The organism is Bradyrhizobium sp. CCBAU 51765 (genome assembly GCF_015291725.1).
In the GTDB taxonomy this organism is placed as follows: Bacteria; Pseudomonadota; Alphaproteobacteria; order Rhizobiales; family Xanthobacteraceae; genus Bradyrhizobium; species Bradyrhizobium liaoningense.
This window is the reverse complement of record NZ_CP030038.1, coordinates 175,917-198,989: the sequence shown is the minus strand read 5'-3', so window position 1 is coordinate 198,989 and position 23,073 is coordinate 175,917. Positions and strand designations below refer to the sequence as shown.

At 66.1% G+C, this 23,073-nt stretch carries 22 protein-coding genes; 8 read left to right on the top strand and 14 right to left on the bottom strand.

Annotated features, from left to right (window positions below):
• Positions 1–101: 101 nt before the first annotated feature.
• Both XH96_RS00900 and XH96_RS00895 read right to left on the bottom strand, forming a co-directional pair.
• Complete coding sequence (locus XH96_RS00900) at positions 102–569, bottom strand: hypothetical protein (RefSeq protein WP_194390658.1); 468 nt, start codon at positions 567–569, stop codon at positions 102–104.
• Between the two features lie 110 nt (positions 570–679).
• Positions 680–2,218, bottom strand: a complete 1,539-nt coding sequence (locus XH96_RS00895; protein WP_194390657.1) for a YifB family Mg chelatase-like AAA ATPase — start codon at positions 2,216–2,218, stop codon at positions 680–682.
• A gap of 227 nt (positions 2,219–2,445) precedes the next feature.
• Here XH96_RS00895 and XH96_RS00890 point away from each other — a divergent pair, with 227 nt between their 5' ends.
• Positions 2,446–2,691, top strand: coding sequence for a PilZ domain-containing protein (locus XH96_RS00890; protein ID WP_018644993.1), 246 nt, complete (start codon positions 2,446–2,448; stop codon positions 2,689–2,691).
• Positions 2,692–2,843: 152 nt separating this feature from the next.
• Entirely contained in the window at positions 2,844–3,614 is a 771-nt protein-coding gene (locus XH96_RS00885) for a tetratricopeptide repeat protein (protein ID WP_194390656.1), read from the top strand.
• Between the two features lie 80 nt (positions 3,615–3,694).
• Here the strand turns inward: XH96_RS00885 and XH96_RS00880 are convergent, their stop codons facing one another.
• The 7 genes from XH96_RS00880 to rsmI all read right to left on the bottom strand — a co-directional run bounded on the left by XH96_RS00880 (position 3,695) and on the right by rsmI (position 10,878).
• Entirely contained in the window at positions 3,695–4,984 is a 1,290-nt protein-coding gene (locus XH96_RS00880; RefSeq protein WP_194390655.1) for an AAA family ATPase, read from the bottom strand.
• Positions 4,981–5,715 carry a CpaD family pilus assembly protein gene (locus XH96_RS00875; RefSeq protein ID WP_194390654.1) on the bottom strand — a complete coding sequence of 245 codons (735 nt, stop codon included), beginning with the start codon at positions 5,713–5,715 and terminating at the stop codon, positions 4,981–4,983. The genes XH96_RS00880 and XH96_RS00875 overlap by 4 nt, the downstream gene beginning before the upstream one ends.
• A 56-nt stretch (positions 5,716–5,771) precedes the next feature.
• Entirely contained in the window at positions 5,772–7,289 is a 1,518-nt protein-coding gene (locus XH96_RS00870) for a type II and III secretion system protein family protein (protein WP_194390653.1), read from the bottom strand.
• A gap of 10 nt (positions 7,290–7,299) precedes the next feature.
• Positions 7,300–8,118, bottom strand: coding sequence for a Flp pilus assembly protein CpaB (gene cpaB / locus XH96_RS00865; protein ID WP_194390652.1), 819 nt, complete (start codon positions 8,116–8,118; stop codon positions 7,300–7,302).
• A gap of 466 nt (positions 8,119–8,584) precedes the next feature.
• Positions 8,585–9,529, bottom strand: a complete 945-nt coding sequence (gshB, locus tag XH96_RS00860; RefSeq protein ID WP_194390651.1) for a glutathione synthase — start codon at positions 9,527–9,529, stop codon at positions 8,585–8,587.
• Between the two features lie 10 nt (positions 9,530–9,539).
• A complete protein-coding gene (locus XH96_RS00855; RefSeq protein WP_194390650.1) occupies positions 9,540–9,941 on the bottom strand; it encodes a YraN family protein in 402 nt (133 codons plus the stop codon).
• On the bottom strand, positions 9,928–10,878 hold the full coding sequence (gene rsmI, locus XH96_RS00850) for a 16S rRNA (cytidine(1402)-2'-O)-methyltransferase (protein WP_194390649.1): 951 nt from the start codon (positions 10,876–10,878) through the stop codon (positions 9,928–9,930). The genes XH96_RS00855 and rsmI overlap by 14 nt, the downstream gene beginning before the upstream one ends.
• A gap of 351 nt (positions 10,879–11,229) precedes the next feature.
• On the opposite strand from rsmI, the gene XH96_RS00845 reads away from it, so the two are divergent.
• A complete protein-coding gene (locus XH96_RS00845) occupies positions 11,230–12,462 on the top strand; it encodes a penicillin-binding protein activator (protein WP_194390648.1) in 1,233 nt (410 codons plus the stop codon).
• A gap of 167 nt (positions 12,463–12,629) precedes the next feature.
• Here the strand turns inward: XH96_RS00845 and XH96_RS39730 are convergent, their stop codons facing one another.
• The 4 genes from XH96_RS39730 to rph form a co-directional block, all read right to left on the bottom strand.
• Positions 12,630–12,848 (bottom strand): DUF3800 domain-containing protein, encoded by a 219-nt coding sequence (locus XH96_RS39730; RefSeq protein ID WP_371740200.1) that lies wholly within the window; start codon positions 12,846–12,848, stop codon positions 12,630–12,632.
• Positions 12,849–13,062: 214 nt separating this feature from the next.
• Positions 13,063–14,268, bottom strand: a complete 1,206-nt coding sequence (gene hemW, locus XH96_RS00835; RefSeq protein ID WP_371739927.1) for a radical SAM family heme chaperone HemW — start codon at positions 14,266–14,268, stop codon at positions 13,063–13,065.
• Positions 14,255–14,890: an RdgB/HAM1 family non-canonical purine NTP pyrophosphatase gene (gene rdgB / locus XH96_RS00830; protein ID WP_194390646.1), complete on the bottom strand. Its 636-nt coding sequence runs from the start codon at positions 14,888–14,890 to the stop codon at positions 14,255–14,257. Before rdgB ends, hemW begins: the two co-directional genes overlap by 14 nt.
• Positions 14,891–14,900: 10 nt before the next feature.
• Positions 14,901–15,614 (bottom strand): ribonuclease PH, encoded by a 714-nt coding sequence (gene rph / locus XH96_RS00825; protein ID WP_028178946.1) that lies wholly within the window; start codon positions 15,612–15,614, stop codon positions 14,901–14,903.
• A 168-nt stretch (positions 15,615–15,782) separates the two neighbouring features.
• Between rph and hrcA the strand changes: the two genes are divergently transcribed.
• Together hrcA and grpE are read left to right on the top strand one after the other, a co-directional pair.
• Positions 15,783–16,871, top strand: a complete 1,089-nt coding sequence (gene hrcA / locus XH96_RS00820) for a heat-inducible transcriptional repressor HrcA (protein ID WP_028178945.1) — start codon at positions 15,783–15,785, stop codon at positions 16,869–16,871.
• Between the two features lie 96 nt (positions 16,872–16,967).
• Positions 16,968–17,588, top strand: a complete 621-nt coding sequence (grpE, locus tag XH96_RS00815) for a nucleotide exchange factor GrpE (RefSeq protein WP_194390645.1) — start codon at positions 16,968–16,970, stop codon at positions 17,586–17,588.
• A gap of 124 nt (positions 17,589–17,712) precedes the next feature.
• Here grpE and XH96_RS00810 read toward each other — a convergent pair whose 3' ends face one another.
• On the bottom strand, positions 17,713–18,654 hold the full coding sequence (locus tag XH96_RS00810; protein ID WP_194390644.1) for a hypothetical protein: 942 nt from the start codon (positions 18,652–18,654) through the stop codon (positions 17,713–17,715).
• Positions 18,655–19,049: 395 nt separating this feature from the next.
• On the opposite strand from XH96_RS00810, the gene dnaK reads away from it, so the two are divergent.
• From dnaK to XH96_RS00795, 3 genes are all read left to right on the top strand, one after another.
• On the top strand, positions 19,050–20,951 hold the full coding sequence (dnaK, locus tag XH96_RS00805) for a molecular chaperone DnaK (protein ID WP_194390643.1): 1,902 nt from the start codon (positions 19,050–19,052) through the stop codon (positions 20,949–20,951).
• Positions 20,952–21,196: 245 nt separating this feature from the next.
• Positions 21,197–22,333, top strand: coding sequence for a molecular chaperone DnaJ (gene dnaJ / locus XH96_RS00800; protein WP_194390642.1), 1,137 nt, complete (start codon positions 21,197–21,199; stop codon positions 22,331–22,333).
• Between the two features lie 88 nt (positions 22,334–22,421).
• Positions 22,422–23,021, top strand: a complete 600-nt coding sequence (locus tag XH96_RS00795; protein WP_028178941.1) for a class I SAM-dependent methyltransferase — start codon at positions 22,422–22,424, stop codon at positions 23,019–23,021.
• The last annotated feature ends 52 nt before the right edge of the window (positions 23,022–23,073 follow it).

The following is a 23,073-nucleotide window of genomic DNA, read 5'->3' as shown; positions in this document are numbered from 1 at the left end:
CGAAACCTGTGTTCGCCAGCTGCCACGATGTCGCGCCGACCTTGCGAACAGTTTGCAGCCTGGGCCCCGCCTTTCGACAGGGTTGACGGGATGTTAACGGCTCAGAGCGAGGCGGCCTGGAGCTGGCGGTGGCCGCCGCGGGCGCCGACGATCAGCGCCGCCGCCTCGCGCTGCGAGAACGTCTTCGAGCGCACATAGATGCGGTAATCCGCCGGTCCTTCGCTGGAGAGATAGACCACCGGCCCGCCGTCGACGGGCTGTGCGGCAATCGAGATCAGCCGTGTCGAGGGGGTGAGTTTGCAGGAGTCCGGCTCGGAGCCGAGACCGTCGTCCACCACGGTGAAGTCCGCGGCGTCCGCGTCATCGGTGATCTGGACCCGCACCGTGGCCTGCGCGGGATCGTCGGTGAAGGCGACATGCACGTTGGCGGTCCAGAACAGGGACGTAAGCTCGACCGTGGTGTCGCTGAGCGCGATGCAGGGATGCGAGACCGATCCGATCTCGGCACGGGCGAACACCGCAGCCGCCAGCAGGGGAACAACCGAGGCCAGGATCTTGAGACGCAACATGACACTCTACTCGCCGGGCCCTTCAGGAACTCACGATGCGAAACGCGCGGGCCTTATGGTTTGCAGAGCGTAAAGGAAAATCGTTACCGCCGGGTTGATGCGCAAGGCGATCACGCCATCTGGCGCACATCCTCCGCGAGTGCGCGGTAGGACAGCGCTTCGGCGAGGTGCAGCCGGCCGATCTTGTCGGCGTTGTCGAGGTCGGCCAGCGTGCGCGCCACCCGCAGCACGCGGTGATAGCCGCGCGCCGACAGCCGCATGGTCTCGGCGGCATCGCGCAGCAGCTTGGCGCCTTGCGCATCCGGCTTTGCGATCTCCTCCAGCACCGAGGCGGGCGCCTCGGCATTGGTGCGGACATTTGGCAGGCCGGCATCCGCATAGCGCGCGAGCTGGATGTCGCGGGCGGCCGCTACGCGGGTGGCAACCTCGGCGGAGCCTTCCGCCGGCGGCGGCAGGATCAGGTCCGCCGCGGTCACGGCCGGTACCTCGATGCGCAGGTCGATGCGGTCCATCAGCGGGCCCGAGATGCGCGCCTGGTAGTCGCCGGTGCAGCGGTCGATGCGGCCGCGCTTGCAGGCATAGCCGGGCTCGAACGCATTGCCGCAGCGGCAGGGATTCATCGCCGCGACCAGCATGAAGCGGGCAGGGTAGGTGACGCGGTGATTGGCGCGCGACACTGCGACTTCGCCGTTCTCCAGCGGCTGGCGCAGCGAATCCAGCACGCGCGGATCGAACTCCGGCAGCTCGTCGAGGAACAGCACGCCCTGATGCGCCAGCGAGATCTCGCCGGGCTTGGCGCGCATGCCGCCGCCGGTAAGCGCGGCCATGCTGGCGGAATGATGCGGCGCGCGGAACGGGCGCCGCGCCGTCAGCGCGCCGCCTTCGATCTCGCCGGCGACGGACGCGATCATCGAGACCTCGAGCAGCTCGCCCGGCGACAGCGGCGGCAGGATCGAGGGCAGGCGGGCCGCCAGCATCGATTTGCCGGCGCCGGGCGCGCCGATCATGAGCAAATGATGCCCGCCGGCGGCCGCGATCTCCAGCGCGCGCTTGGCGCTTTCCTGGCCCTTGATGTCGCGCAGGTCGAGCGTGGAGGCGGGCGCCTCGTGCACCTTCGGCGAGGGCCGCGACAGCACCTGCGTGCCCTTGAAATGGTTGGCGATCTGGATCAATGAGCTTGCCGCGACGATCTGGATGTCCGGGCTCGCCCAGGCCGCCTCCGAGCCGCAGGCTGCCGGGCAGATCAGACCTTCCTCGCGCGCATTGGCGCCGATCGCGGCTGGCAAGACACCGGCCACCGGTGCAATGGAGCCGTCGAGGCCGAGCTCGCCGAGAACGGTGAAGCCGGTCAGCGCGTCGGGCGGGATCGCGCCGATCGCCGCCATCAGCCCGAGCGCGATCGGCAGGTCGTAATGGCTGCCTTCCTTCGGCAGGTCCGCCGGTGCCAGATTGACGATGATCCGCCGCGCCGGCAGCGCCAGCCCCGAGGCGATCAGCGCCGAGCGCACCCGCTCGCGCGCCTCCGACACCGCCTTGTCCGGCAGACCGACGATGGCGAACGCCGGCAGGCCGGGCGCGACCTGCACCTGCACGTCGACCGCGCGGGCCTCGATCCCCTCAAAGGCGACGGTAGAAACCCGCTGAACCATGCTCAAACCAGCCTGCCCCTTTACTCAATCGAGGGTAGCAGAGGGCGGCCGTCCCCGCAAGAACAATACAGGAACGTCCCGGCCGCTTGCGCAGGCCCTAACCAGTCGTAAACGTGACGCGGAGATTACGTCTCGAATGCCGCCTTCTGTCCTCAGCACATCCCAACGAATGTCCGTTACTCTTGGGCCTGCGGGATGGGCCGTGGTCTAATGGGTGAACAGTTCAAATGCTTGCAAATCGCCGGAGAAGCGAACGTCGGGTGTGCAGCCGGCTCGCCAAGATTCATTTTGGCGCGGGCTCGCTGCCGCGGGACTGCACGATCACGGATATTTCGGATGGCGGCGTGAAAGTGGTGGCGGAATTCCTGGAGGTGCCGCCGCAATTCACCATCATCTTCGCGCCTGATTATTCCCGCCAATGCCGCCTGCGCTGGCGCATCGGCTGCGAGTTCGGCGCCGAATTCGTCGACTAGGGTGATCCGGACCCGAAGGGCCGCGATAGCGCAAAGTCGCACAGCGGCTTTCCGAAAAGATCATGCGCAAAGGATAGAGCGACCCGCGTCCCTTAACGGGACTTTAGCGTTAATGGGTCAGCATCTCTGATCAGTTGCCGAGTGATCAGAGTATGTCCAAGCGTTCGTCCCTCGCCTCCCCGGCGAGATTCCTGCTTCCCGCGCTCCTGGCGCTCGGCCTCGGCGGTTGTCAAACCAATGGCATCGAGGATGTCACCGGCGCGCTCGGCATCAGATCGGAGCCGGCCGGCAAGGCCGACGCCAGGCCGGATATGGACGCGCTTCGCGAGCGCTATCGCGCCAGGCCCGGCGATCCCTCCGTTGCGCTCGCCTACGGCAAGGCGCTGCGCGAGACCGGTCAGCGCGCGCAGGCCGTCGCGGTGCTGGAGCAGGCCGTGCTCGGCCATCCCAGCAACAAGGCGCTGCTCGCCGGCTATGGCCGCGCGCTCGCCGACAACGGCAATTTCCAGCAGGCCTTCGACGTCCTCGGCCGTGCGCATACGCCTGAGGATCCGGACTGGCGCATCCTGTCGGCGCAGGGCGCGGCGCTCGATCAGCTCGGCCGCAACGAGGAGGCGCAGCAATATTACGCCAGCGCCTTGAAGATCGTGCCCGACGAGCCGCAGGTGCTGTCCAATCTCGGCCTGTCCTACATGCTCCAGAACAATCTGCCGCGGGCCGAGGAAACCTTGCGTCGCGCGCACGAGCGCAATCCCGCTAATCCCCGCGTGCGCGCCAATCTCGCGCTCGTGCTCGGCTTGGAAGGAAAGCAGGCCGAGGCCGAGTCCATCGTGAAAGCCGATCTGCCGCCCGATCAGGCGGCGGCAAAGGTCACGGCACTGCGGCAGCTGCTGGCGCGGAAGCAGCAGCGCGCGGACAAGTAGCCCGCTCTTTCCGGATTGTCATTCTGACGCGTTTTCGTGACGCAACCGGGATCCACTGCGCTCGAAAACGCCTCTGGCTCCTACGACGCCTTGCGATGCGGGGCTGACGCGCGCCCCGACCTGCCCTTCAGCTTCTTCAGGAGCGGCTCGAGCAGCGAGCGCTTCGGCTTCTTCACCTCGCCGCGACCGGCGAGGCGGTTCGCCATGTTCTGGAACAGAAGGGTGGTGCGGTGGGTCTTGGAGACCTCCGCGATCATCTGCCCGTTGTTGGCCGCGGTCGAGAACAGTTTCGAATCGAACGGGATCACCGCGATCGGCTGGCTCTCCATGGTCTTGGCAAAGGCCTTGACCTCGATCTCCGCGCGCTTGTGCATGCCGACCTGGTTGAGGCAGTACAGCGGCGGGCGATCGTTGGGGCGTGCCGCCTTCAGCACGGTCAGCATGTTCTTGGTGTTGCGCAGGTTCGCGAGATCGGGCTCGGCCACGATCACGATGTCGTCGGCGTTGACCAGCGCGCGCCGCGTCCAGCCGGACCATTGATGGGGAACGTCGAGCACGATGCAGGGCGTGGTCATGCGCAGCGTGTCGAACACTGCATCGAAGGCTTCGGCACCGAAATCATAGACGCGGTCGAGCGCAGCCGGGGCCGCCAGCAGGCTGAGGCGATCGGTGCATTTGGCGAGCAGGCGCTCCAACAGCGCCGTGTCCGGCCGGTCCTGCGACAGCACCGCATTGGCGATGCCCTGCACCGGATCCTGGTTGTAGTCGAGGCTCGCCGTGCCGAAGGCGAGGTCGAGATCGATCACGACGGAATCGAGCGCGAGGTCCCGGGCGATGGTCCAGGCCACATTGTGCGCGACGGTGGACGCACCGACGCCGCCCTTGGCGCCGACCACGGCGATGACGCGGCCGGTGATGATGGCCTCGGAAGCCGAGAACAGGCTGCAGATCGAGCGAACGACGTCGAGTGTTTCGACCGGGCCGACCACGTAGTCGTTGACGCCGCGGCGCACCAGCTCGCGATAGGGCGCGGTGTCGTTGGGATTGCCGATCACGACCACGCGGGTGCCGGGATCGCAGACGCCGGCGAGGTCGTCCAGGCCCTCGAGAATGTCGCGCGTGCCGTCGGACTCGATGACGATCACGTTCGGCGTCGGCATCGATTCATAGACCTCGATCGCCGCGGCGAGGCCGCCGTCCTTGGCGGTGAGGTGGGCCTTGGCGAGCCGGCGATCTTCGCCCGCCGCGGTCACCGCCTTGAGCGTCTGCTCGGTCTCGCAAAAGGCCTGCACGGAAATGCGAGGAACCGGTGCAATGTGTTCCTCGGGGTGTCGCGGATCGTCCGCTTCTTCGTCGTCGAAGTTTGTCATTGGCCGGTGTCGCTGAGTTTGGCCTTGTCGGATTCGGGATAGGCGGTCGTGGTCGTCGTGCCCTTGCGATAGCGTTCGAACGCGATGTTGCGTCGTGCGGTATAGGCGGGCGTCTCGGCGCGCGGCTGCTCGAGATCGGCCGGGTTGTCGATCATGGCCGCGAGATTGCGCTGGGTGGCGCAGCCCAGATTGAAATAGGGCCGGTTCTCGTTGTAGCCGGGGTCGAGGATGGAGGGGCCGACGTCTTCCGGCCACAGCCCGCAGGGGCCGGCGACGGCCGCGATCTTCGAATAGCTCAGGCGGATGGTGGGCAGCAGCCCGGGATCCTCGGGCCGGTAGGGATGCTGGACGATGGCACGCGACGGCACGCCGCCGGACGCCAGCACCGACCGGATTTCCTGGTAGGTCGCAGCAGCCGCGCGCGAATTGGCGCTGTCGACAGGCACGTCGACGACGACGGAGCCGGTGCCTTCGCGCGTCCAGTCCCGCGCGATGCCCGCGACGTCCGAGTGCTGTGCGGCCGAGAGGCCGCCTCTCGCCTTGCCGACGAAGATCACGATCGAGCGCTTTCCCTCCTGCACCGCGATCGGGTGACGCTGGCGATAATCGGTCGGCACCGTCTGGGTGACGATCTCGCCGGTGGTGTTGCAGGCGCCCAGCATGACGGAGATCCCCGCCAGTGCCAGCACCACGCCCAGATTGCGACGTCGATCGGCTGTCGTCTTCGTCATCGCCTCATCCCCTCCTGCCCCAATTCCTGCCCCGGTCCTCACGCCGCGCGTTCGTCTCAGTCGATGATGAAGCCGAAATCATCCGGCGTACCGCTGATCGGATCGACGCGGCGCGCGATGCCATAGAGGCGGTTCATGCGGCCGAGCAGCGCCGTCTGCGCATCCGAGGCCGGCGCAAAGCCGTCGTCGGGCCGCGACAATTCCTTCTGGGCGACCGCGCGGACCACGTAGGGCGTCACGATCACCATCAGCTCGGTCTCGTTGTTGACGAAGTCCTGGCTGCGGAACAGCGCGCCGATGATCGGTATTTGGTCGACGCCGGGCAGGCCGTTGATCGCCTGCTTGGTCTGCTGCTGGATCAGGCCGGCCATCGCCATCGAGCCGCCCGAGGGAATTTCCAGGGTGGTCTCGGCGCGGCGGGTCTGGATCGACGGGATGGTGATCGAGCTGGTCTGGCCCGCGGACACCGCTTGCGTCACGGAGATGGCGTTCTGACTCGACAGCTCCGAGACTTCGGTCATCACGCGCAGGCTGATACGTCCCTCGCTGAGCACGACCGGCGTGAAGTTCAGGGAGATGCCGAACTTCTTGTAGGTGATCTGGGTGGTACAGACATGGGTGACCGGATCGCAGGAATAGCCCGCAGGGATCGGGAATTCGCCGCCGGCAATGAAAGTGGCGGACTCGCCGGAGATCGCGGTCAGGCTGGGCTCGGCCAGGGTCCGCATGACGCCGGCGCTTTCCATCGCGCGCATCGTGGCGTTGACCGTGGCCACGCCTTTTGCGAGTCCGGTGACACCGAGCCCGTTGCTGCTGACGAGCGGGCCGCCGGAGACCGAGAACGGGTTGGAGTTGTTGAAATTCACCACCGCGGTGCCGGCATTCAGGCTGGCGCTGAGATCGACGCCGAGCTGCTTGACGATGTCGCGGCGCACTTCGCCGACGACGACCTTGAGCATCACCTGGTCGCGGCCGCGCACGACGATGTTGTTGACGACCTTCTCGGCGCCGCCGACGAGCTTGGCGGCGACGTCACCGGCCTGCTGGGCCTCGACCGGGCTCGACACCGAGCCGGTCAGCATCACGCTGTCGCCGACGCCTTCGACCTGTACGCCCGGCAAGGACTGGCGCAGCGCCGCGCGCATGCCGTTGAGATCGCGCTTCACGGCGATGTCGTAGGAGGCGACCTGCTGGCCGTCGGCGGTGAAGAACACGACGTTGGTCTGGCCGACCTGGCCGCCGATGATATAGGCGCGCTGCGCCGAGCGGATCACCGCGTTGGCGATCTTGGGGTCGGCCACGAGCACGTCCTTGACCTCGCGCGGCAGGTCGATGACGACGGACTTGCCGACGCCGAGCGACAGGAATCGCGTCCTCGCCGCTGCGACCGTCGAGACCGGCGACACGCCGAGGTCGGGCGCCTGCATCGGCGCCTGATCGCCGACCGGCGCATCCGCGGCGCTGACGACCTCGGAGGCTGCGAGCAGCCCCAGCATCAACATCGTCCCCGCCAGGAACGAGCGCGCGCGCTTCCCCCGAATGCGCAGGCCCGTCCGATCACCCCCGTAACTCATGCTATCCCCATCACTTCTGTGACGTCAGTTGTCGTGCCTGCACGCCGTAACGGATGACGTTCACGCCGCCCGGGCGCTTGACCGCCTGGTCCTCGGGCGTGCCCTCGAATGCGTTGGCATCGACGATGCTGCGCAGCGCGAGCGTCAGCGTGCCGCCCTGGCGTGCGGCCGAGAGCGTTGCGACCTGGTCGGGCCTGAGCTCGAGCGTGACGGTCTTGCCGAGCACGGCGTTCTGGCCGTCCTTTTCCTTCGGCGCCTGGTCGATCGCGAGCACGCGGATGTTGGCGAGAATGACCTCGGACAGGATGAGGTCGTTGCCGCCGGTCGGGCCATCGCTGTTGCCGTCGGGATTCTTCAGGCGGCGGGTCAGGATGATGTCGACGCGGTCGTTCGGAAGGATGAAGCCGCCGGCGCCCGTTTCGGCTGAAATCTCGGTGGAGACGGCGCGCATCCCCGACGGCAGGATCGCGGCCATGAAGCCGGAGCCTTCGGCCCTGACCAGCTTCTGTTCGCGGATCGGCTCGCCCTGCATCAACGGCACGCGTGCGATCGAGCCGGCGATCTGGGTCTGCGCGTCGGGCCTGCCGTCGCGGCGGATGAAGGCGCTGCTCGCCGTCGCGGCCGGCCAGGCCTGCCATTGCAGGTCGTCGGGCTTCACGGCCTGGCCGAGCTGGATATCGTTCTTCGCGACGAGCACCTCGACCGTCGGCAGCTTCTCGGCGACGGGAAGGGCAGGCGCGGGATTGTTGTCGAAGCCGCTCGCCAGATACGCAGCGACGCCGCCGGCGCCCAGCGCGATGACGAGAACGACGATGCGTGCGGTGTTCATGCGCCTCTACTCTTACGCGGGGCACTCGAACCGCACCTTGCGTGTTCCCCCGCGTCGATGAGTAGGGAGCAAAAGTATAAGGGGTGTTGCGAGGCCGAATGCGATGGCCGGCCGCGGTGCTGGTTTTCGGCAGATGGTGAACGCGGCGTTATTCGATCCGCCGGCGGCTCCGTAGTTTCACGCAGAGCGGCGCACGCGATCGAATGCGGCGCGTGGGCGTCATGGTGAACGGGTGGTTAGTGGTGGGCGCATGACGATGCGCGTGAGACCGTAGCAACGCCACACAACATCGGTGTCGTCCCGGCGAACGCCGGGATCCATAACCCCAGGGAGTACTTTTGCGAAGGCTGATTGCCCGGTACGGCGATCGAGCTCCCCGGATAAATTCCGCGGTATGGGTCCCGGCGTTCGCCGGGACGACGTCGAGGAGAGTTCGTGCGCTCCCCAACGCAATCATCGCAAAGCGCTACTTCTTCCGCTTCTGCTCGATCACGTCCCAGATCTTCGCCGCAACGTCAGGGCCGCCGAGCCGCGAGATGGCGCGGATGCCGGTCGGTGAGGTGACGTTGATCTCGGTGAGGTTGCCGTTGATGACGTCGATGCCGACGAACAGGAGGCCGCGCGCGCGCAGCGCCGGGCCGACGGTGGCGCAGATCTCGCGCTCACGCGGGGTGAGCTCCGTTTCCTGCGCCGCGCCGCCGCGCACCATGTTGGAGCGGAGGTCGTCGGCGGCCGGCACGCGGTTCACCGCGCCGGCGAACTCGCCGTCGACCAGGATGATGCGCTTGTCACCGTGCTTCACCTCGGGGATGAACTGCTGGATCACCCAGGGCTCCCTGAACGTCACCGAGAACATGTCGAACAGCGAGCCGAAATTCATGTCCTGCGGCATCACGCGGAACACCGCCGCGCCGCCATGGCCGTGCAGCGGCTTCATGACGACGGCGCCGTGCCTGTCGCGAAACGCGTTGATCTCATCCAGGTCGCGCGAGATCAGCGTCGGCGGCATCAGCTGCGGAAAATTCATCACGAACAGCTTCTCCGGCGCGTTGCGCACGGAGGCGGGATCGTTGACGACCAGCGTCTTCGGATGGATGCGCTCCAGGAAATGCGTCGAGGTGATGTAGGCGAGGTCGAACGGCGGGTCCTGGCGGAGCAGCACCACGTCAAAGCCGTTCAATGCTTCGCGCCTGGGCTCGCCCAGGGTGAAGTGGTCGCCGGGCTCGTCGCGCACGGTCAGTAGCTGAACCGGCGCGACCAGCTCTTCGCCGACCATCGAGAGCTTGTCGGGCGTGTAGTAGGACAGGCCATGGCCGCGCTTCTGCGCTTCCAGAAGCAGCGCAAAGGTGGAATCGCCCTTGATGTTGATGCGGGCGATGGGATCCATCTGGACGGCGACGTTGAGTTTCATGATCTGCCTTTCAGGTCGAGGCGTCGAATGCCGCCAACACATGGCGCGGAAGCGAGCGCGGCGCAATCAGCATCGCGTCGAATCGCAATTCGAATTCGGCATGCTCGGGATGCGCCACGAGCCAGCCTTGCGCGGCGTCGATGATGCGCTGCTGCTGGCGCGGCGTCACGGCGAAAGCGGCGTCGTCCAGGCTCGCCCGCGCCTTGACCTCCACGAAAGCGATCAGGTTGCGGCGTCGCGCCACGATGTCGATCTCGCCATGCGGGGTGCGGTAGCGTTTGGCGAGGATACGGTAGCCCTTGGCCATCAGATAGGCCGCGGCGCGGCTCTCCGCGGAAATGCCGGTGCGGAACGCGGCGACGCGCTCGGGCGAGGCGATCTTCGGTTCCCTGGGGAGCTCAGTCTTCGCCATCGCCGCCCCGACGATCCTTTGCGAGCTCCAGCGCGCGGGCATAGACCTCGCGGCGCGGCCGGCCCGACAGTGCGACCGCATGCGCCACGGCATCCTTGACGCTGTTCGCGGCAAGCTGCTCGCGCAAGAGTCCGTCGAGCGCGTCCGATGCCAGCACGTCGGCATCCGCTGCGGGCGGGCCGATCACCAGAACGAACTCGCCGCGCGTCTCGGGCGCGTCGGCTTGCCGCGCGAGCTCGGCGAGCGGCGCACGCCTGACCTCCTCGTGCAACTTCGTCAGTTCGCGGCAGACCGCGGCTTCGCGTTCGCCCATGATCTCCGCGAGGTCGTCCAAGGTGGCCTGCATCCGGTTGCCCGATTCGAACATCACCAGCGTCGCGTCGATGCGCGCAAGCTCGGCGAGGCGTGCGCGGCGTGCGGCGGATTTCGCCGGCAGGAACCCCTCGAAGAAGAAGCGGTCGGTCGGCAGCGCGGCGACGGACAGAGCCGCCAGCACCGAGGACGGGCCGGGCAGCGCGTGCACCGGATGACCGGCGGCGCAGACCTCGCGCACCAGCTTGAAGCCGGGATCGGAGATCAGTGGCGTGCCGGCGTCCGACACCAGCGCGACCGAGCCGCCTCGCGCCAGTGCCTCGAGAATCTTCGGACGCGCCGCTTCCGCATTGTGCTCGTGATATTGCTTGAGCGTTGCTGCGATCGCATAGCGCTCGGTCAGGCGGCGCGTGATGCGGGTGTCCTCGCAGGCGATGACATCGACGCCGGCGAGCGTCTGAAGCGCCCGCAGGGTGATGTCGCCGAGATTGCCGATGGGTGTCGCGACCAGATAGAGACCCGGCGCGGCCTTCGGCGCCGCGAGCCGATGGGCATCGATGGAGAAACCGCGCGAGGCGGCGTCTTGAGCTTCAGACGTATTTATCGGGGCCGGCTTTGCGCGCATAATGAAGCCAACTTAGGCACGATCCGCAGGGCTGGGAACCTTCTGGTCGAAAAAGATCGTGCCCAAGATCGTGCCCAGATGGGGGGCGAGGAACGGACGGGAATGTGATCGGCCGGGATCACCTCGAGTGGGAATGAGGGGCCATCGCGCCATATTCACGACGGAAACGCCGCCTTGATGCTGGATGAGCGACGGCGAACGGCTGCCATGACAGGAAGGCGGTCGCGTTAAGCGGCTGTTATCCTTTTGTTTTGGTTAACTGTTTGCCGACAATATGCCTGAATCCGCGGCCTGTGTCGCGGAAGGAATGTCGTGACCGGCCGGCGACGGCGGGTCAGAAGAGAAGCTGCCATGATGGGCCCGCGTCATCCAAAGTCTCCCGCTCCGGGATCCCGATCGTCGGGAGCCACCCGCCGGAGTGCGCTCGGCCTGTTGCTCGGTGCGCCCGTGCTGTCGGCCTGCGCCGGTGTGCAGCAGAGTCTCAGCCAGTTCTCCAACCCGTTCTCGAGCTCCGCGCCGCCGGCCCAGCCGGCGGGTCCCCCGCAACAGGCGACGACCGCCGGCACCGGCGGTGTGAAGGTCGCCGTGATTCTGCCGCTCTCGGCCGCCGGCAATGCCGGCCTCGCGGCGCAATCCATGCGCAACGCCGCCGAGATGGCACTGGCCGAGTTCCAGAACCCGAACATCCAGCTCCTGATCAAGGACGACAATGGCAGCCCGCAAGGCGCGCAAGCCGGCGCGCAGCAGGCGGTCGACGAAGGCGCCGAGATCATCCTCGGGCCGCTGTTCGCGCAGTCGGTGCCGGCGGTGGCGCAGGTCGCGCGCACGCGCGGCATTTCCGTCATCGCGTTCTCGACCGATTCCAGCATCGCCGGACGCGGCGTCTATCTGCTCTCGTTCCTGCCGGAGTCCGACGTCAACCGCATCGTCGAATATTCCGCCAGCATCGGAAAGCGCTCCTTCGCCGTGCTGGTGCCCGACAATGCCTATGGCAATGTCGTCGAAGCGGCGGTGAAAGCGGCGGTGCCGCGGCGCGGCGGGCGGATCGTCGCCTTCGAGAAATACGGTGCCGATCGCGCCACGCCGGCACGCACCGTGGCGCAGCAGCTCGGCAGCGCGGATGCGCTGTTCATTGCCGATGACGGCGATGCCGTGGTGTCGGTGGCGGATGCGATGACGGCGGCGGGCGCGAACCTGCGCAACATCCAGCTGCTCGGCACCGGCCTGTGGGACAATCCGCGCGTCTATGCCAGCGCCGCGCTCCAGGGCGGTCTCTACGCCGCGCCAGACCCGGCCGGTTTCCGCGCCTTCTCCGGCCGCTATCGCACCAAATATGGCGCCGAGCCGGTGCGCACGGCGACATTGGCCTACGACGCGGTCGCGCTCGTCGCCGCGCTGGCGCGCACGCAAGGTCCCACGCGCTTCTCGCCGGACGTGCTGACCAATCCTTCGGGTTTCGCCGGCATCGACGGCCTGTTCCGCTTCCGCGCGGACGGCACCAACGAGCGCGGGCTCGCGGTGATGAAGGTGACGCAGGGCGGCGGTGTTGCGGTCGCAGGCTCGCCGAAGAGTTTTGGGGCGTAGCTGCGAAAAACCTCATTTCACCAATGAAATGAGTCGGTTAGTCGAAATGCTTTAACTTCTTGATTCTTATGTTAAAAACGGCTATATTGCTATCGAAATCTGACCCTTCCACTGAGGAAGGTTAGGATTTCTCCGGGGAGCAACCGCAAGGTTAGCTCCCTTTTAATTTATAGTTCTACGATAGCCAGCTGATTCCGCCGCGTGGCTACCTTCAACAGCACGGGCTCCAAGCGAGCGAAGTAGTTTCGGGCTCCCTTTTGCCGGACATATTTTGACGGCGCGTATCTCTGATAACAGGCCCAAGCTACGGCGTCTGCTGCTTGTATGAAATAGGAATGCTCCGAATCTCGAACGCTCGGGTCCTCAATAATTCTGGTGAGGGGCATCTGCCTATACCCAGATCCGTGGTGTTGATCATTGGGAATAGGATTGAAGACGCGCATTGGTGAGGCCAGGATCGCCACTCTCATCTACATAAATCAAATACATAAGCTAAGGTTGCATTATCGTAATAGCTCGCGCAAGGGATTGCTGCTGAAGCCCCCCTCACTCGTGTTAGCCATCTACTGCATCGCGAGATAGCGGCTCGCGTCTGTAGCGCTACGCCGCCAGATCCGCGACCACCGCATCCAGCACCGGAAATCCGCTGCTGGTCACGCGCAGCCGGCCCGTCGGATCCACCGTGATCGCGCCTTCCTCGCGCAGCAGCGCGATGCGGCGGGGGTCGAGCGGGCGGCCGGAGAGGGCGGTGTAGCGCTCGGGGTCGATGCCCTCGGCGAGACGCAATCCCATCAGCAGGAATTCGTCGGCGCGCTCTTCGCTGTTGAGGCGCTCGTCGGTGACGACGCCGTGGCCGTTGGTCTCGACGCGCAGCAGCCAGGCCTCGGGACGCTTCTCGGTGGCGGTGGCGTGCCTGATACCGTCGATGTCGAGGCGGCCATGCGCGCCGGGGCCGATGCCGGCATATTCCTCGCCGCGCCAGTATACCAGATTGTGCCGGCATTCGGCGCCGCGCCGCGCGTGATTGGAAATCTCGTAGGCGGGCAGACCCAGCCTGTCGCAGGTCTCCTGCGTGACGTCGTAGAGCGCGCGCGCGACCGCTTCATCCGGCGTCTTCAATTTGCCGGCCTGGTGCAGGCCGAAGAACGGCGTGCCTTCCTCGATCGTCAATTGATAGAGCGACAGATGCTCGGCCGCTTCATCGATGGCGAGACGCAACTCGTCGGCCCACATCGCCGGCGTCTGGTCGGGACGGGCGTAGATCAGGTCGAACGAATAGCGGTCGAACGAGCGGCGTGCGATGGCGACGGCATCGAGTGCCTCGCGCGCGCTGTGCATGCGGCCGAGCGCTTTCAGCGAGGCATCGTCGAGCGCCTGCACGCCGAGCGAGACGCGGTTGACGCCGGCGCTGCGATAGCCGGCGAAGCGCGTGGCTTCGACGCTGGTCGGGTTCGCTTCCAGCGTGACCTCGACGTCGCCTGCGACGGTCCAGTGCTTGCCGATCGCATCGAGCACGGCGCCGACGGTTGCGGGCTGCATCAGGGATGGCGTGCCGCCACCGAGGAAGATCGAGGTGACCTCGCGACCCGGCGCACGCTCTGCGGTGGTTGCGATCTCGCGCGCAAAGGCGGAAGCGAAGCGCGCCTCGTCGATCGCGGCGTGGCGAACGTGGCTGTTGAAGTCGCAATAGGGACATTTCGACAGGCAAAACGGCCAGTGCACGTAGACGCCGAAGGCTTGTTTTGACGCGTTTTCCTTGCGCGAACCGGTATCCACTTCGCTCGAAAACGCTCTAGCGCGGCTCAAGGCAGATCTCCGCCAGTTTCACGAAAGCGCGGGCGCGATGCGACAGGCCGAGGCCAAGCGGCGGCAGGCCGTGCTTCTCGATGCTCTCCATCTCGCCGAAGGTGCGGTTGTGGCCGTCGGGCAGGAACATCGGATCGTAGCCGAAGCCGGCAGTTCCGCGCGGCGGCCAGACCAGCGTGCCGTCGACGCGCGCCTCGACCTGTTCGAGATGATCGTCGGGCCAGGCGACGCAGAGTGCCGAGACGAAATGGGCTCTGCGCTTGTCCGGCGTGGTGGCGCCGCGCTCCTGCAACAGGCGCTCGATCTGCGCCATCGCCGCATTGAAATCCTTGGAGGGGCCGGCCCAGCGCGCGCTGTAGATGCCGGGCGCGCCGTCGAGCGCGTCGACGACGATGCCGGAATCATCGGCGAAGGCGGGAAGCCTGGCTGCTTGCGCCGCCGCGATCGCCTTGATCGCGGCGTTGCTGCGGAAATCGCTGCCGGTCTCGTCCGGCTCGGACAGGCCGAGCTCTCCCGCCGACACCGCCTCGATGCCGTACGGCGCAAGCAGCTCCCGCATCTCGGCGAGCTTGCCGGGATTGTGGGTCGCGATGACCAGCTTGTCCGTGATTCGGCGGTGCATGACCTATTGACTACGCCACAGCCAGTTTCTGCAAGTCCACCAGGCGCGCGACGCCCTTGCGGGCCAGCGCCATCAGCGCCAGCAGCTCGGCCTCGGTGAACGGCTCGCGTTCCGCGGTGCCCTGCACCTCGATGATGCGGCCATCGCCGGTCATGACGAAATTGGCGTCGGTCTCGGCCTCGGAATCCTCGGCGTAGTCGAGGTCGAGCACCGGCGTGCCGTTGTAGATGCCGCAGGAGATCGCGGCGACGTTGTCGCGCAGGACGTTGGCCTTGACCATGTTGCGCGCCTTCATCCAGTTGACGCAATCGGCGAGGGCGACCCAGGCGCCCGTGATCGAGGCCGTGCGCGTGCCGCCATCGGCCTGAAGCACGTCGCAATCGACCGTGATCTGGCGCTCGCCGAGCGCTTCGAGATTGATGATGGTGCGGAGCGAGCGGCCGATCAGGCGCTGGATCTCGACGGTGCGGCCGCTCTGCTTGCCGGCGGAGGCCTCGCGGCGGGTCCGTTCCGAGGTCGCGCGCGGCAGCATGCCGTATTCGGCGGTGACCCAGCCGCGGCCCTGGCCCTTCAGCCACGGCGGCAGGCGGTCCTCCAGCGTGGCGGTGACCAGCACATGGGTGTCGCCGAATTTCACCAGGCACGACCCTTCCGCATATTTCACCACGCCGCGCTCCAGCGTCACGGGGCGCAATTCGTCGGGCGCACGGCGGCTTGGCCGCATGGGAAATCCTCCAAAACTCACGGGAAAAGGCTGCTCGCGGTGCTTGTAGGTGCGGCGGGGATGGGCGGCAAGGCTTTTTCACCCCCTGATTTCGCGGCCGCAAACGCCACGCTTGTCAGAAGCGCCCGGGATAGACAAATTACCAATATCTGAGAGGAGTTACCGTCTGTGGCCCATCACGATCCGATCCATCTGATCGCGCCGCGCGCAGGCCTTGCCCAGCTCAACGAGCGTTCCCGCGACATCTTTCGTCAAATTGTCGAAAGCTACCTCGCGACCGGCGAGCCGGTCGGCTCGCGCAACATTTCCCGCCTGATCGCCATGCCGTTGTCGCCGGCCTCGGTCCGTAACGTCATGGCGGATCTGGAACAGCTCGGCCTGATCTATGCCCCGCACACCTCCGCCGGCCGGTTGCCGACGGAACTCGGCCTGCGCTTCTTCGTCGATGCCCTGATGCAGGTCGGCGACCTCAACGAGGCCGAGCGGCAGTCGATCCAGAGCCAGCTCTCCTCGGTCGGCGAGGCGCAGTCGGTCGAGGCGGCGCTGGACCAGGCCTTGATGCGGCTCTCCGGCCTCACCCGGGCCGCCGCCGTCGTGTTGACGCCAAAATCCAATGCGCGGCTCAAGCACATCGAATTCGTCCGCCTGGAACCGGAGAAAGCGCTGGTCATCCTCGTCGGCGAGGACGGCCAGGTGGAAAACCGCGTGCTGGCGCTGCCGCCCGGGGTTCCCTCCTCGGCGCTCACCGAGGCCGGCAATTTCCTCAATGCGCGGATCCGCGGCCGCACCCTGGCCGAGGCGCGGCTCGAGCTCGAGACGGCCCTTGGAGAGGCCCGTGCCGAACTCGATCAGCTGACGCAGAAGGTGATCTCGGCCGGCATCGCCAGCTGGTCCGGCGGCGAGAACGAGGATCGCCAGCTGATCGTCCGCGGCCATGCCAATCTGCTCGAAGATCTGCATGCGCTGGAGGATCTGGAGCGCGTTCGCCTGTTGTTCGACGACCTCGAGACCAAGCGCGGCGTGATCGACCTGCTCGGCCGCGCCGAGACCGCGGAGGGCGTGCGCATCTTCATCGGCAGTGAGAACAAGCTGTTCTCGCTGTCGGGGTCCTCCACCATCATCTCGCCCTATCGGGATGCCGCCGGCCACATCGTCGGCGTTCTCGGCGTGATCGGGCCGACACGGCTGAATTATGCCCGCGTGATCACGACCGTGGACTATGCCGCCCGCATCGTCAGCCGCCTCTTGGGGGGCTGACCGGCGCCTCCTCCGATCACGGGCGCTTGATTTTCGTGAGCTTAGGCACGATATCCGGGCCAACAATCCCTGGAAACGAGTTCGAGATTAGAGCCGATGACCGATCGAGACCGGCAACCCGAAGACACGACCGCGCCGACGCCCGAGCCCGTGGTGTCAAAGCCCTACGTCATGCCCGACGATCCCGAGCCGGGCTCGGTCGAAGCGTTGCAGAAGGAAGCCGCCGAAGCGCGCGACCGCATGCTGCGGACGCTGGCCGAGATGGAGAATCTGCGCAAGCGCACCACCAAGGAGGTCGCCGACGCGAGGCTCTACGGCATCACCGGTTTTGCCCGCGATGTGCTCGACATCGCCGACAATCTCCAGCGCGCGCTCGATGCCGTTCCGGCCGAGGCGCGTGCCGCGGCGGATCCCGGCCTGACCTCGCTGATCGAGGGCGTCGAGCTCACCGAGCGCTCGCTGCTCAATGCGCTGGAAAAACACGGCGTGAAGAAGTTCGATCCGCAGGGCCAGAAGTTCGACCCGAACTTCCAGCAGGCGATGTTCGAGGTGCCCGATGCGTCGGTGCCGTCAGGCACCGTGGTGCAGGTCGTGCAGGCCGGCTATACCATCGGCGAGCGCGTGCTGCGCCCGGCGCTGGTCGGTGTCGCCAAGGGCGGTGCGAAGGCGGCCCCCGCCGCCAACAACAACAATGAATCGAACGGCGCGCCGAACTGATCGATCCTCATGGTGCGCGAAGCGGCTGGTTGAGGCTCTCCTCTGGGAGAGTCTTCGCTGGTGCGACAGCGCTCTCCCAGCCCCCCGCAAGCGAGGGGGGAGCGCATCTCGCTTGCGGATGCAGCTATCCCTTCGGCTGGATGCCGTCGCGGACGGCGCGGAAGCGGGTGAAGGCGGGCAGCCACTGGTCGCGCGGGGCGCTGGCGATGATGCGCAATGATGCGCCGCCAGTCGAGAAGCGGATCCACTGCACCACGGTCACAGGGATCTTGTCCTTGCCGCTGACCCCGTCGATCCGGGTCTCGAAGCCCTGCTGGCCGTTGATGCGAATCGGCTCGGACATGGTGATGCGCGACTCGCGCACGCCGGGAATCTGGAGCGCCGCCTCCTGGGCGAAGCGGGCGCGGTCGTCGGCCTGCTGCGGGGTGGCGCCGATCACGCCGAGAATCATGAACGGCTTCGACTCGTAACCCGTGCTCTCATCGCCGTCGGCGAGGATGATGCTGCTGCCCGGCGCGAGCGTTCGGATGTCCTTGAAGTTGGCGAGATCGGTGATCTTGAACGGCATCAGCGCGATCTGCTCTTCAGCCGAGACCTGCCTGCGGGTGACTGTGCTCGCAAACATCTGCCGCACCGCTTCATCCGTGTAGATCTTGGTCGCATTCTCCGGGATCTGCACCGCGACATAGCCGGAGAAGCCGGCGCCGGGCACGATCATCGAATAGCGCTTCACCGGGGTATCGCCGGCCTTGCCGCTTTCGGTGGTGAAATAGGCGAGGCCCGCGGGGGTCTCGATCTTGTCCTGCGTGACGCCATTGGTCCCGGCGGGATTGGAGTTGAAGGCGCTCACGACCTCGCCATAGGCCGCCGGCGGCAGCTCGGTCACCAGCACCTTGACGCTGCCATCCTCGCTCTCGAAGCCCGGAAAGGTCTTGGCGGTGCTGAGGCCGATCAACGGCACCATGCCGAGGCGCAAGCCAGGTGGGAAAACAGGATCGGCGGCGAGGGCCGGAAACACCGTTACGGCGAGGAGGGCGAGCGCGGCGAGGGGGCGGATCAGCTTCATGGGCACTCTGATTGGTTCACATTGAGGCCGTTCGATGGTCGGCCGCCGGGCCGCTTTGTCGCGCGAAGCAGCTGCGCCGGCTGTCCGGCCGGTTCGCCTTTTAGCGGGTTTGGCCCTGCCGCAACAGGGCAGGGCCTGTTGCGGGTAGCGGGGGCTTGCCAAGGCCCGAACCTGTCAATAATTCCTCACCCGCAAGGGCGGCGGGGCCGGGACATCATCTTTCAAAACCCAATGTTTTCGCGGCAGAAACGTAGCTTCGGTCCTTGCGGGCCCCTCCCCCCCTCCTATATGAGCCTCAATCATCGCAATATCGCGGATGTTTGATCTTAGGGGGTTTCGGTTCGGGTGCCTTCTGGGCCCAGCCAACCTGCCGCAAAAAGAAGGGTATCAGGACCATGGGAAAGGTCATTGGGATCGACCTCGGCACCACGAATTCGTGCGTCGCCGTGATGGATGGCAAGAACGCGAAAGTCATCGAGAATTCCGAAGGCATGCGCACGACGCCTTCGATCGTCGCCGTGACGGACGACGGTGAGCGCCTCGTCGGCCAGCCGGCCAAGCGCCAGGCCGTCACCAATCCCGAGCGCACCTTCTTCGCAGTGAAGCGCCTCATCGGCCGCCGCTACGACGATCCGATGGTCGAGAAGGACAAGAAGCTCGTCCCGTACAAGATCGTGAAAGCCTCCAACGGCGACGCCTGGGTCGAGGCCGACGGCCAGACCTACTCGCCCTCGCAGGTCTCGGCGTTCATCTTGCAGAAGATGAAGGAGACCGCGGAAGCCCATCTCGGCCAGAAGGTCGATCAGGCCGTCATCACCGTTCCCGCCTACTTCAATGACGCCCAGCGCCAGGCGACCAAGGACGCCGGCAAGATCGCGGGCCTCGAAGTGCTGCGCATCATCAACGAGCCGACCGCGGCCGCGCTCGCCTATGGTCTCGACAAGACCAAGGCCGGCACCATTGCCGTGTACGACCTCGGCGGCGGCACCTTCGATATCTCCATTCTCGAGATCGGCGACGGCGTGTTCGAGGTGAAGTCGACCAACGGCGACACCTTCCTCGGCGGCGAAGACTTCGACATGCGCCTCGTGGGCTATCTGGCCGACGAGTTCCAGAAGGAGCAGGGCATCAACCTGCGCAACGACAAGCTTGCGTTGCAGCGCCTGAAGGAAGCCGCTGAGAAGGCCAAGATCGAGCTGTCCTCGACGACGCAGACCGAGATCAACCTGCCGTTCATCACGGCGGACCAGACCGGCCCGAAGCATCTCACGATGAAGCTCACCCGCGCCAAGTTCGAGGCGTTGGTCGACGACCTCATCCAGAAGACGGTCGAGCCCTGCCGCAAGGCGCTGAAGGATGCCGGCGTCACCGCCGGTGAGATCGGCGAAGTCGTGCTGGTCGGCGGCATGTCGCGCATGCCGAAGGTCCAGGAAGTCGTGAAGCAGCTGTTCGGCAAGGAGCCGCACAAGGGCGTCAACCCGGACGAAGTCGTGGCGATCGGTGCCGCGATCCAGGCCGGCGTGCTCCAGGGCGACGTCAAGGACGTGCTGCTGCTCGACGTGACCCCGCTGTCGCTGGGCATCGAGACGCTGGGCGGCGTGTTCACCCGCATCATCGACCGCAACACCACGATCCCGACCAAGAAGAGCCAGGTGTTCTCGACGGCTGAAGACAGTCAGAATGCCGTCACCATCCGCGTCTTCCAGGGCGAGCGTGAAATGGCGGCCGACAACAAGATGCTCGGCCAGTTCGACCTGATGGGCATCCCGCCGGCTCCGCGCGGCATGCCGCAGATCGAGGTGACCTTCGACATCGACGCCAACGGCATCGTCAACGTCTCGGCCAAGGACAAGGCCACGGGCAAGGAGCAGCAGATCCGCATCCAGGCCTCGGGTGGTCTGTCGGAAGCCGACATCGAGAAGATGGTCAAGGACGCCGAGGCCAATGCCGAGGCGGACAAGAAGCGCCGCGAGGCCGTGACCGCCAAGAACGAGGCCGACGGCCTGGTGCATTCGACCGAGAAGGCGCTGGCCGAGCACGGCTCGAAGGTCGCCGAGAGCGAGCGCCGCGCCATCGAGGATGCCGTCAGCGACCTCAAGGAAGCGCTGAAGGGCGACGATGCCGAGGCGATCAAGGCCAAGACCCAGACGCTGGCGCAGGCTTCGATGAAGCTCGGCGAGGCCATGTACAAGCAGCAGGCCGAGGCCGACGCCAAGAAGGATGCGGCCAAGGACGACGTCGTCGATGCGGAGTTCACCGAAGTCGACGACGACAAGAACAACAAGAAGTCCGCCTGAACCCCGAGAGGGTGATGATGCGGGCGGCTTGGACCCCACACGCTTCTTCAGCCTCCCCCTTCGCGGGGGAGGCTGTCGCGTCGAGGCCGCCGGGGCACGCTCCCGCTACAATCGATCAATTCCCAGCCGTTATTCTCAGCGCTGCCATGCTGCCCTCTGCCGCAAGGTCGAAGGGCGCTTATATCGCTGCGTGGCAACGTTGTTTCGCCCCAACTTGAATCGCGATTGGATAGACCGAGCTCAGCATGTCCACGTCCACCAAGCGCTGCTATTACGAGACCCTCGAAGTCGAACGTGATGCCGACGAATCCAAGCTGAAATCGTCGTTCCGCAAGCTGGCGATGAAATTCCATCCCGACCGCAATCCCGGGGATGAGACCAGCGAAGTCAAGTTCAAGGAAATCAACGAGGCGTACGAGGTCCTGAAGGACAAGGACAAGCGCGCCGCGTATGACCGTTACGGCCACGCCGCCTTCGAGCAGGGCGGCGGCTTTGGCGGCGGCGCCGGCTTCGGCGCGGGCTTCGCCTCCTCCTTCTCGGACATTTTTGAAGACCTGTTTGGCATGGCCGGACAGCGCGGCCGCGGCGGCCGCGAGCGCGGCGCCGACCTGCGCTACAACATGGAAATCACCCTCGAGGAAGCTTTCGGCGGCAAGACCGCACAGATCGAGATCCCGGTCTCGGTCACCTGTGAGGCCTGTTCGGGCATCGGTGCCAAGGCCGGCACCAAGCCGAAGACCTGCTCGACCTGCGGCGGCGCCGGCCGCGTGCGGCAGTCGCAGGGCTTCTTCACGCTGGAGCGGACCTGTCCTGGCTGCCAGGGCCGCGGCCAGATGATCGAGGACGCCTGCCCGGCCTGCGCGGGCCAGGGCCGGGTCACCCGCGAGCGCACGCTGTCGGTCAACATTCCGCAGGGCGTCGAGGACGGCACACGGATCAGGCTCGCCGGCGAGGGCGAGGCCGGGGTCCGCGGCGGACCGCCCGGCGACCTCTACATCTTCCTGTCGCTGGCCCAGCACCAGTTCTTCCAACGCGACGGCGCCGATCTGCATTGCCGCGTGCCGATCTCGATGGTGACCGCCGCGCTCGGCGGCGAATTCGAGGTGCCGACGATCGAGAAGGCGAAGACCAAGGTGAAGGTGCCCGCCGGAACCCAGTCGGGCCGCCGATTCCGCATTGCATCAAAGGGTATGCCGGTGCTGCGCTCGCGACAGATGGGCGACATGTATGTCCAGGTCGTGGTCGAGACCCCGCAGAATCTCACCAAGAAGCAGCAGGAATTGCTGGCCGAGTTCGACAAGCTCTCCTCCGGCAACACCCAGCCGGAATCCGAGGGTTTCTTCGCCAAGGTCAAGGACTTCTTCGGTAATCGGGCGAGTTGACTCGTCTTGACCGTACCGCCTTCGGCCTATACGTCTTTATGACCATTTTCTGACACGCCGCGGTCCTGCGGTCCCGTCCGGTCCCAACATGCCATTGCCATCGTCCGCGCGTGCGTTGAAGAAGCCTCGACTCGATGACGAGGTGCGCTTTCTCAGGTCGTGGATCGAAAAGCCACTGCACATGGGCGCGGTCATGCCGTCAGGCAAGCTGCTGGCGCGGACCATGGCTCATTACGTCGATGTCGATTCGGACGCACCCGTGGTCGAGCTCGGACCCGGCACCGGCGCCATCACCTCCGCGCTGATCGAGCGCGGTGTCGACCAGAAGCGTCTCGTCCTGGTCGAATACAATCCCGGCTTCTGCGCGCTGCTGCGCGACCGCTACCCACAAGCTAAGGTGGTGCAGGGCGATGCCTATCGCCTCCGCGACACGCTGTGGAATGTCTTGAGCGCGCCGGCTAGCGCGGTCGTCTCGGGCCTGCCGCTCGTCACAAAACCGATGCTGACGCGGCTGCGGCTCATTCGCGACGCCTTCACCGCGCTCGCGCCCGGCGCGCCCTTCATCCAGTTCACCTATGCGGTGGTGCCGCCGATCCCGAAATCGCTGCACGGCGTGTCCACAGAGGCTTCGGAACGGATCTGGATGAACCTTCCGCCGGCCCGCGTCTGGGTGTATCGCAAGGATTAAGCTGTCGCCACAGACGCGGTGCGCTCCGCTCCCGCTTGCGGGAGAGGGTTGG

What these genes read in the sequence shown, in the direction of transcription:
- XH96_RS00875 (WP_194390654.1), bottom strand. Translation starts at nt 5,715, where the DNA reads ATGACGAAGACGACAGCCGATCGACGTCGCAATCTGGGCGTGGTGCTG.
- rph (WP_028178946.1), bottom strand. Translation starts at nt 15,614, where the DNA reads ATGCGGCCAAGCCGCCGTGCGCCCGACGAATTGCGCCCCGTGACGCTG.
- XH96_RS00795 (WP_028178941.1), top strand. Translation starts at nt 22,422, where the DNA reads ATGCCATTGCCATCGTCCGCGCGTGCGTTGAAGAAGCCTCGACTCGAT.
- XH96_RS00900 (WP_194390658.1), bottom strand. Translation starts at nt 569, where the DNA reads ATGTTGCGTCTCAAGATCCTGGCCTCGGTTGTTCCCCTGCTGGCGGCT.
- gshB (WP_194390651.1), bottom strand. Translation starts at nt 9,529, where the DNA reads ATGAAACTCAACGTCGCCGTCCAGATGGATCCCATCGCCCGCATCAAC.
- cpaB (WP_194390652.1), bottom strand. Translation starts at nt 8,118, where the DNA reads ATGAACACCGCACGCATCGTCGTTCTCGTCATCGCGCTGGGCGCCGGC.
- dnaJ (WP_194390642.1), top strand. Translation starts at nt 21,197, where the DNA reads ATGTCCACGTCCACCAAGCGCTGCTATTACGAGACCCTCGAAGTCGAA.
- XH96_RS00845 (WP_194390648.1), top strand. Translation starts at nt 11,230, where the DNA reads ATGATGGGCCCGCGTCATCCAAAGTCTCCCGCTCCGGGATCCCGATCG.
- XH96_RS00890 (WP_018644993.1), top strand. Translation starts at nt 2,446, where the DNA reads ATGCTTGCAAATCGCCGGAGAAGCGAACGTCGGGTGTGCAGCCGGCTC.
- dnaK (WP_194390643.1), top strand. Translation starts at nt 19,050, where the DNA reads ATGGGAAAGGTCATTGGGATCGACCTCGGCACCACGAATTCGTGCGTC.
- XH96_RS00870 (WP_194390653.1), bottom strand. Translation starts at nt 7,289, where the DNA reads ATGAGTTACGGGGGTGATCGGACGGGCCTGCGCATTCGGGGGAAGCGC.
- XH96_RS00885 (WP_194390656.1), top strand. Translation starts at nt 2,844, where the DNA reads ATGTCCAAGCGTTCGTCCCTCGCCTCCCCGGCGAGATTCCTGCTTCCC.
- XH96_RS00895 (WP_194390657.1), bottom strand. Translation starts at nt 2,218, where the DNA reads ATGGTTCAGCGGGTTTCTACCGTCGCCTTTGAGGGGATCGAGGCCCGC.
- XH96_RS00810 (WP_194390644.1), bottom strand. Translation starts at nt 18,654, where the DNA reads ATGAAGCTGATCCGCCCCCTCGCCGCGCTCGCCCTCCTCGCCGTAACG.
- rsmI (WP_194390649.1), bottom strand. Translation starts at nt 10,878, where the DNA reads ATGCGCGCAAAGCCGGCCCCGATAAATACGTCTGAAGCTCAAGACGCC.
- rdgB (WP_194390646.1), bottom strand. Translation starts at nt 14,890, where the DNA reads ATGCACCGCCGAATCACGGACAAGCTGGTCATCGCGACCCACAATCCC.
- XH96_RS39730 (WP_371740200.1), bottom strand. Translation starts at nt 12,848, where the DNA reads ATGCCCCTCACCAGAATTATTGAGGACCCGAGCGTTCGAGATTCGGAG.
- XH96_RS00855 (WP_194390650.1), bottom strand. Translation starts at nt 9,941, where the DNA reads ATGGCGAAGACTGAGCTCCCCAGGGAACCGAAGATCGCCTCGCCCGAG.
- XH96_RS00880 (WP_194390655.1), bottom strand. Translation starts at nt 4,984, where the DNA reads ATGACAAACTTCGACGACGAAGAAGCGGACGATCCGCGACACCCCGAG.
- grpE (WP_194390645.1), top strand. Translation starts at nt 16,968, where the DNA reads ATGACCGATCGAGACCGGCAACCCGAAGACACGACCGCGCCGACGCCC.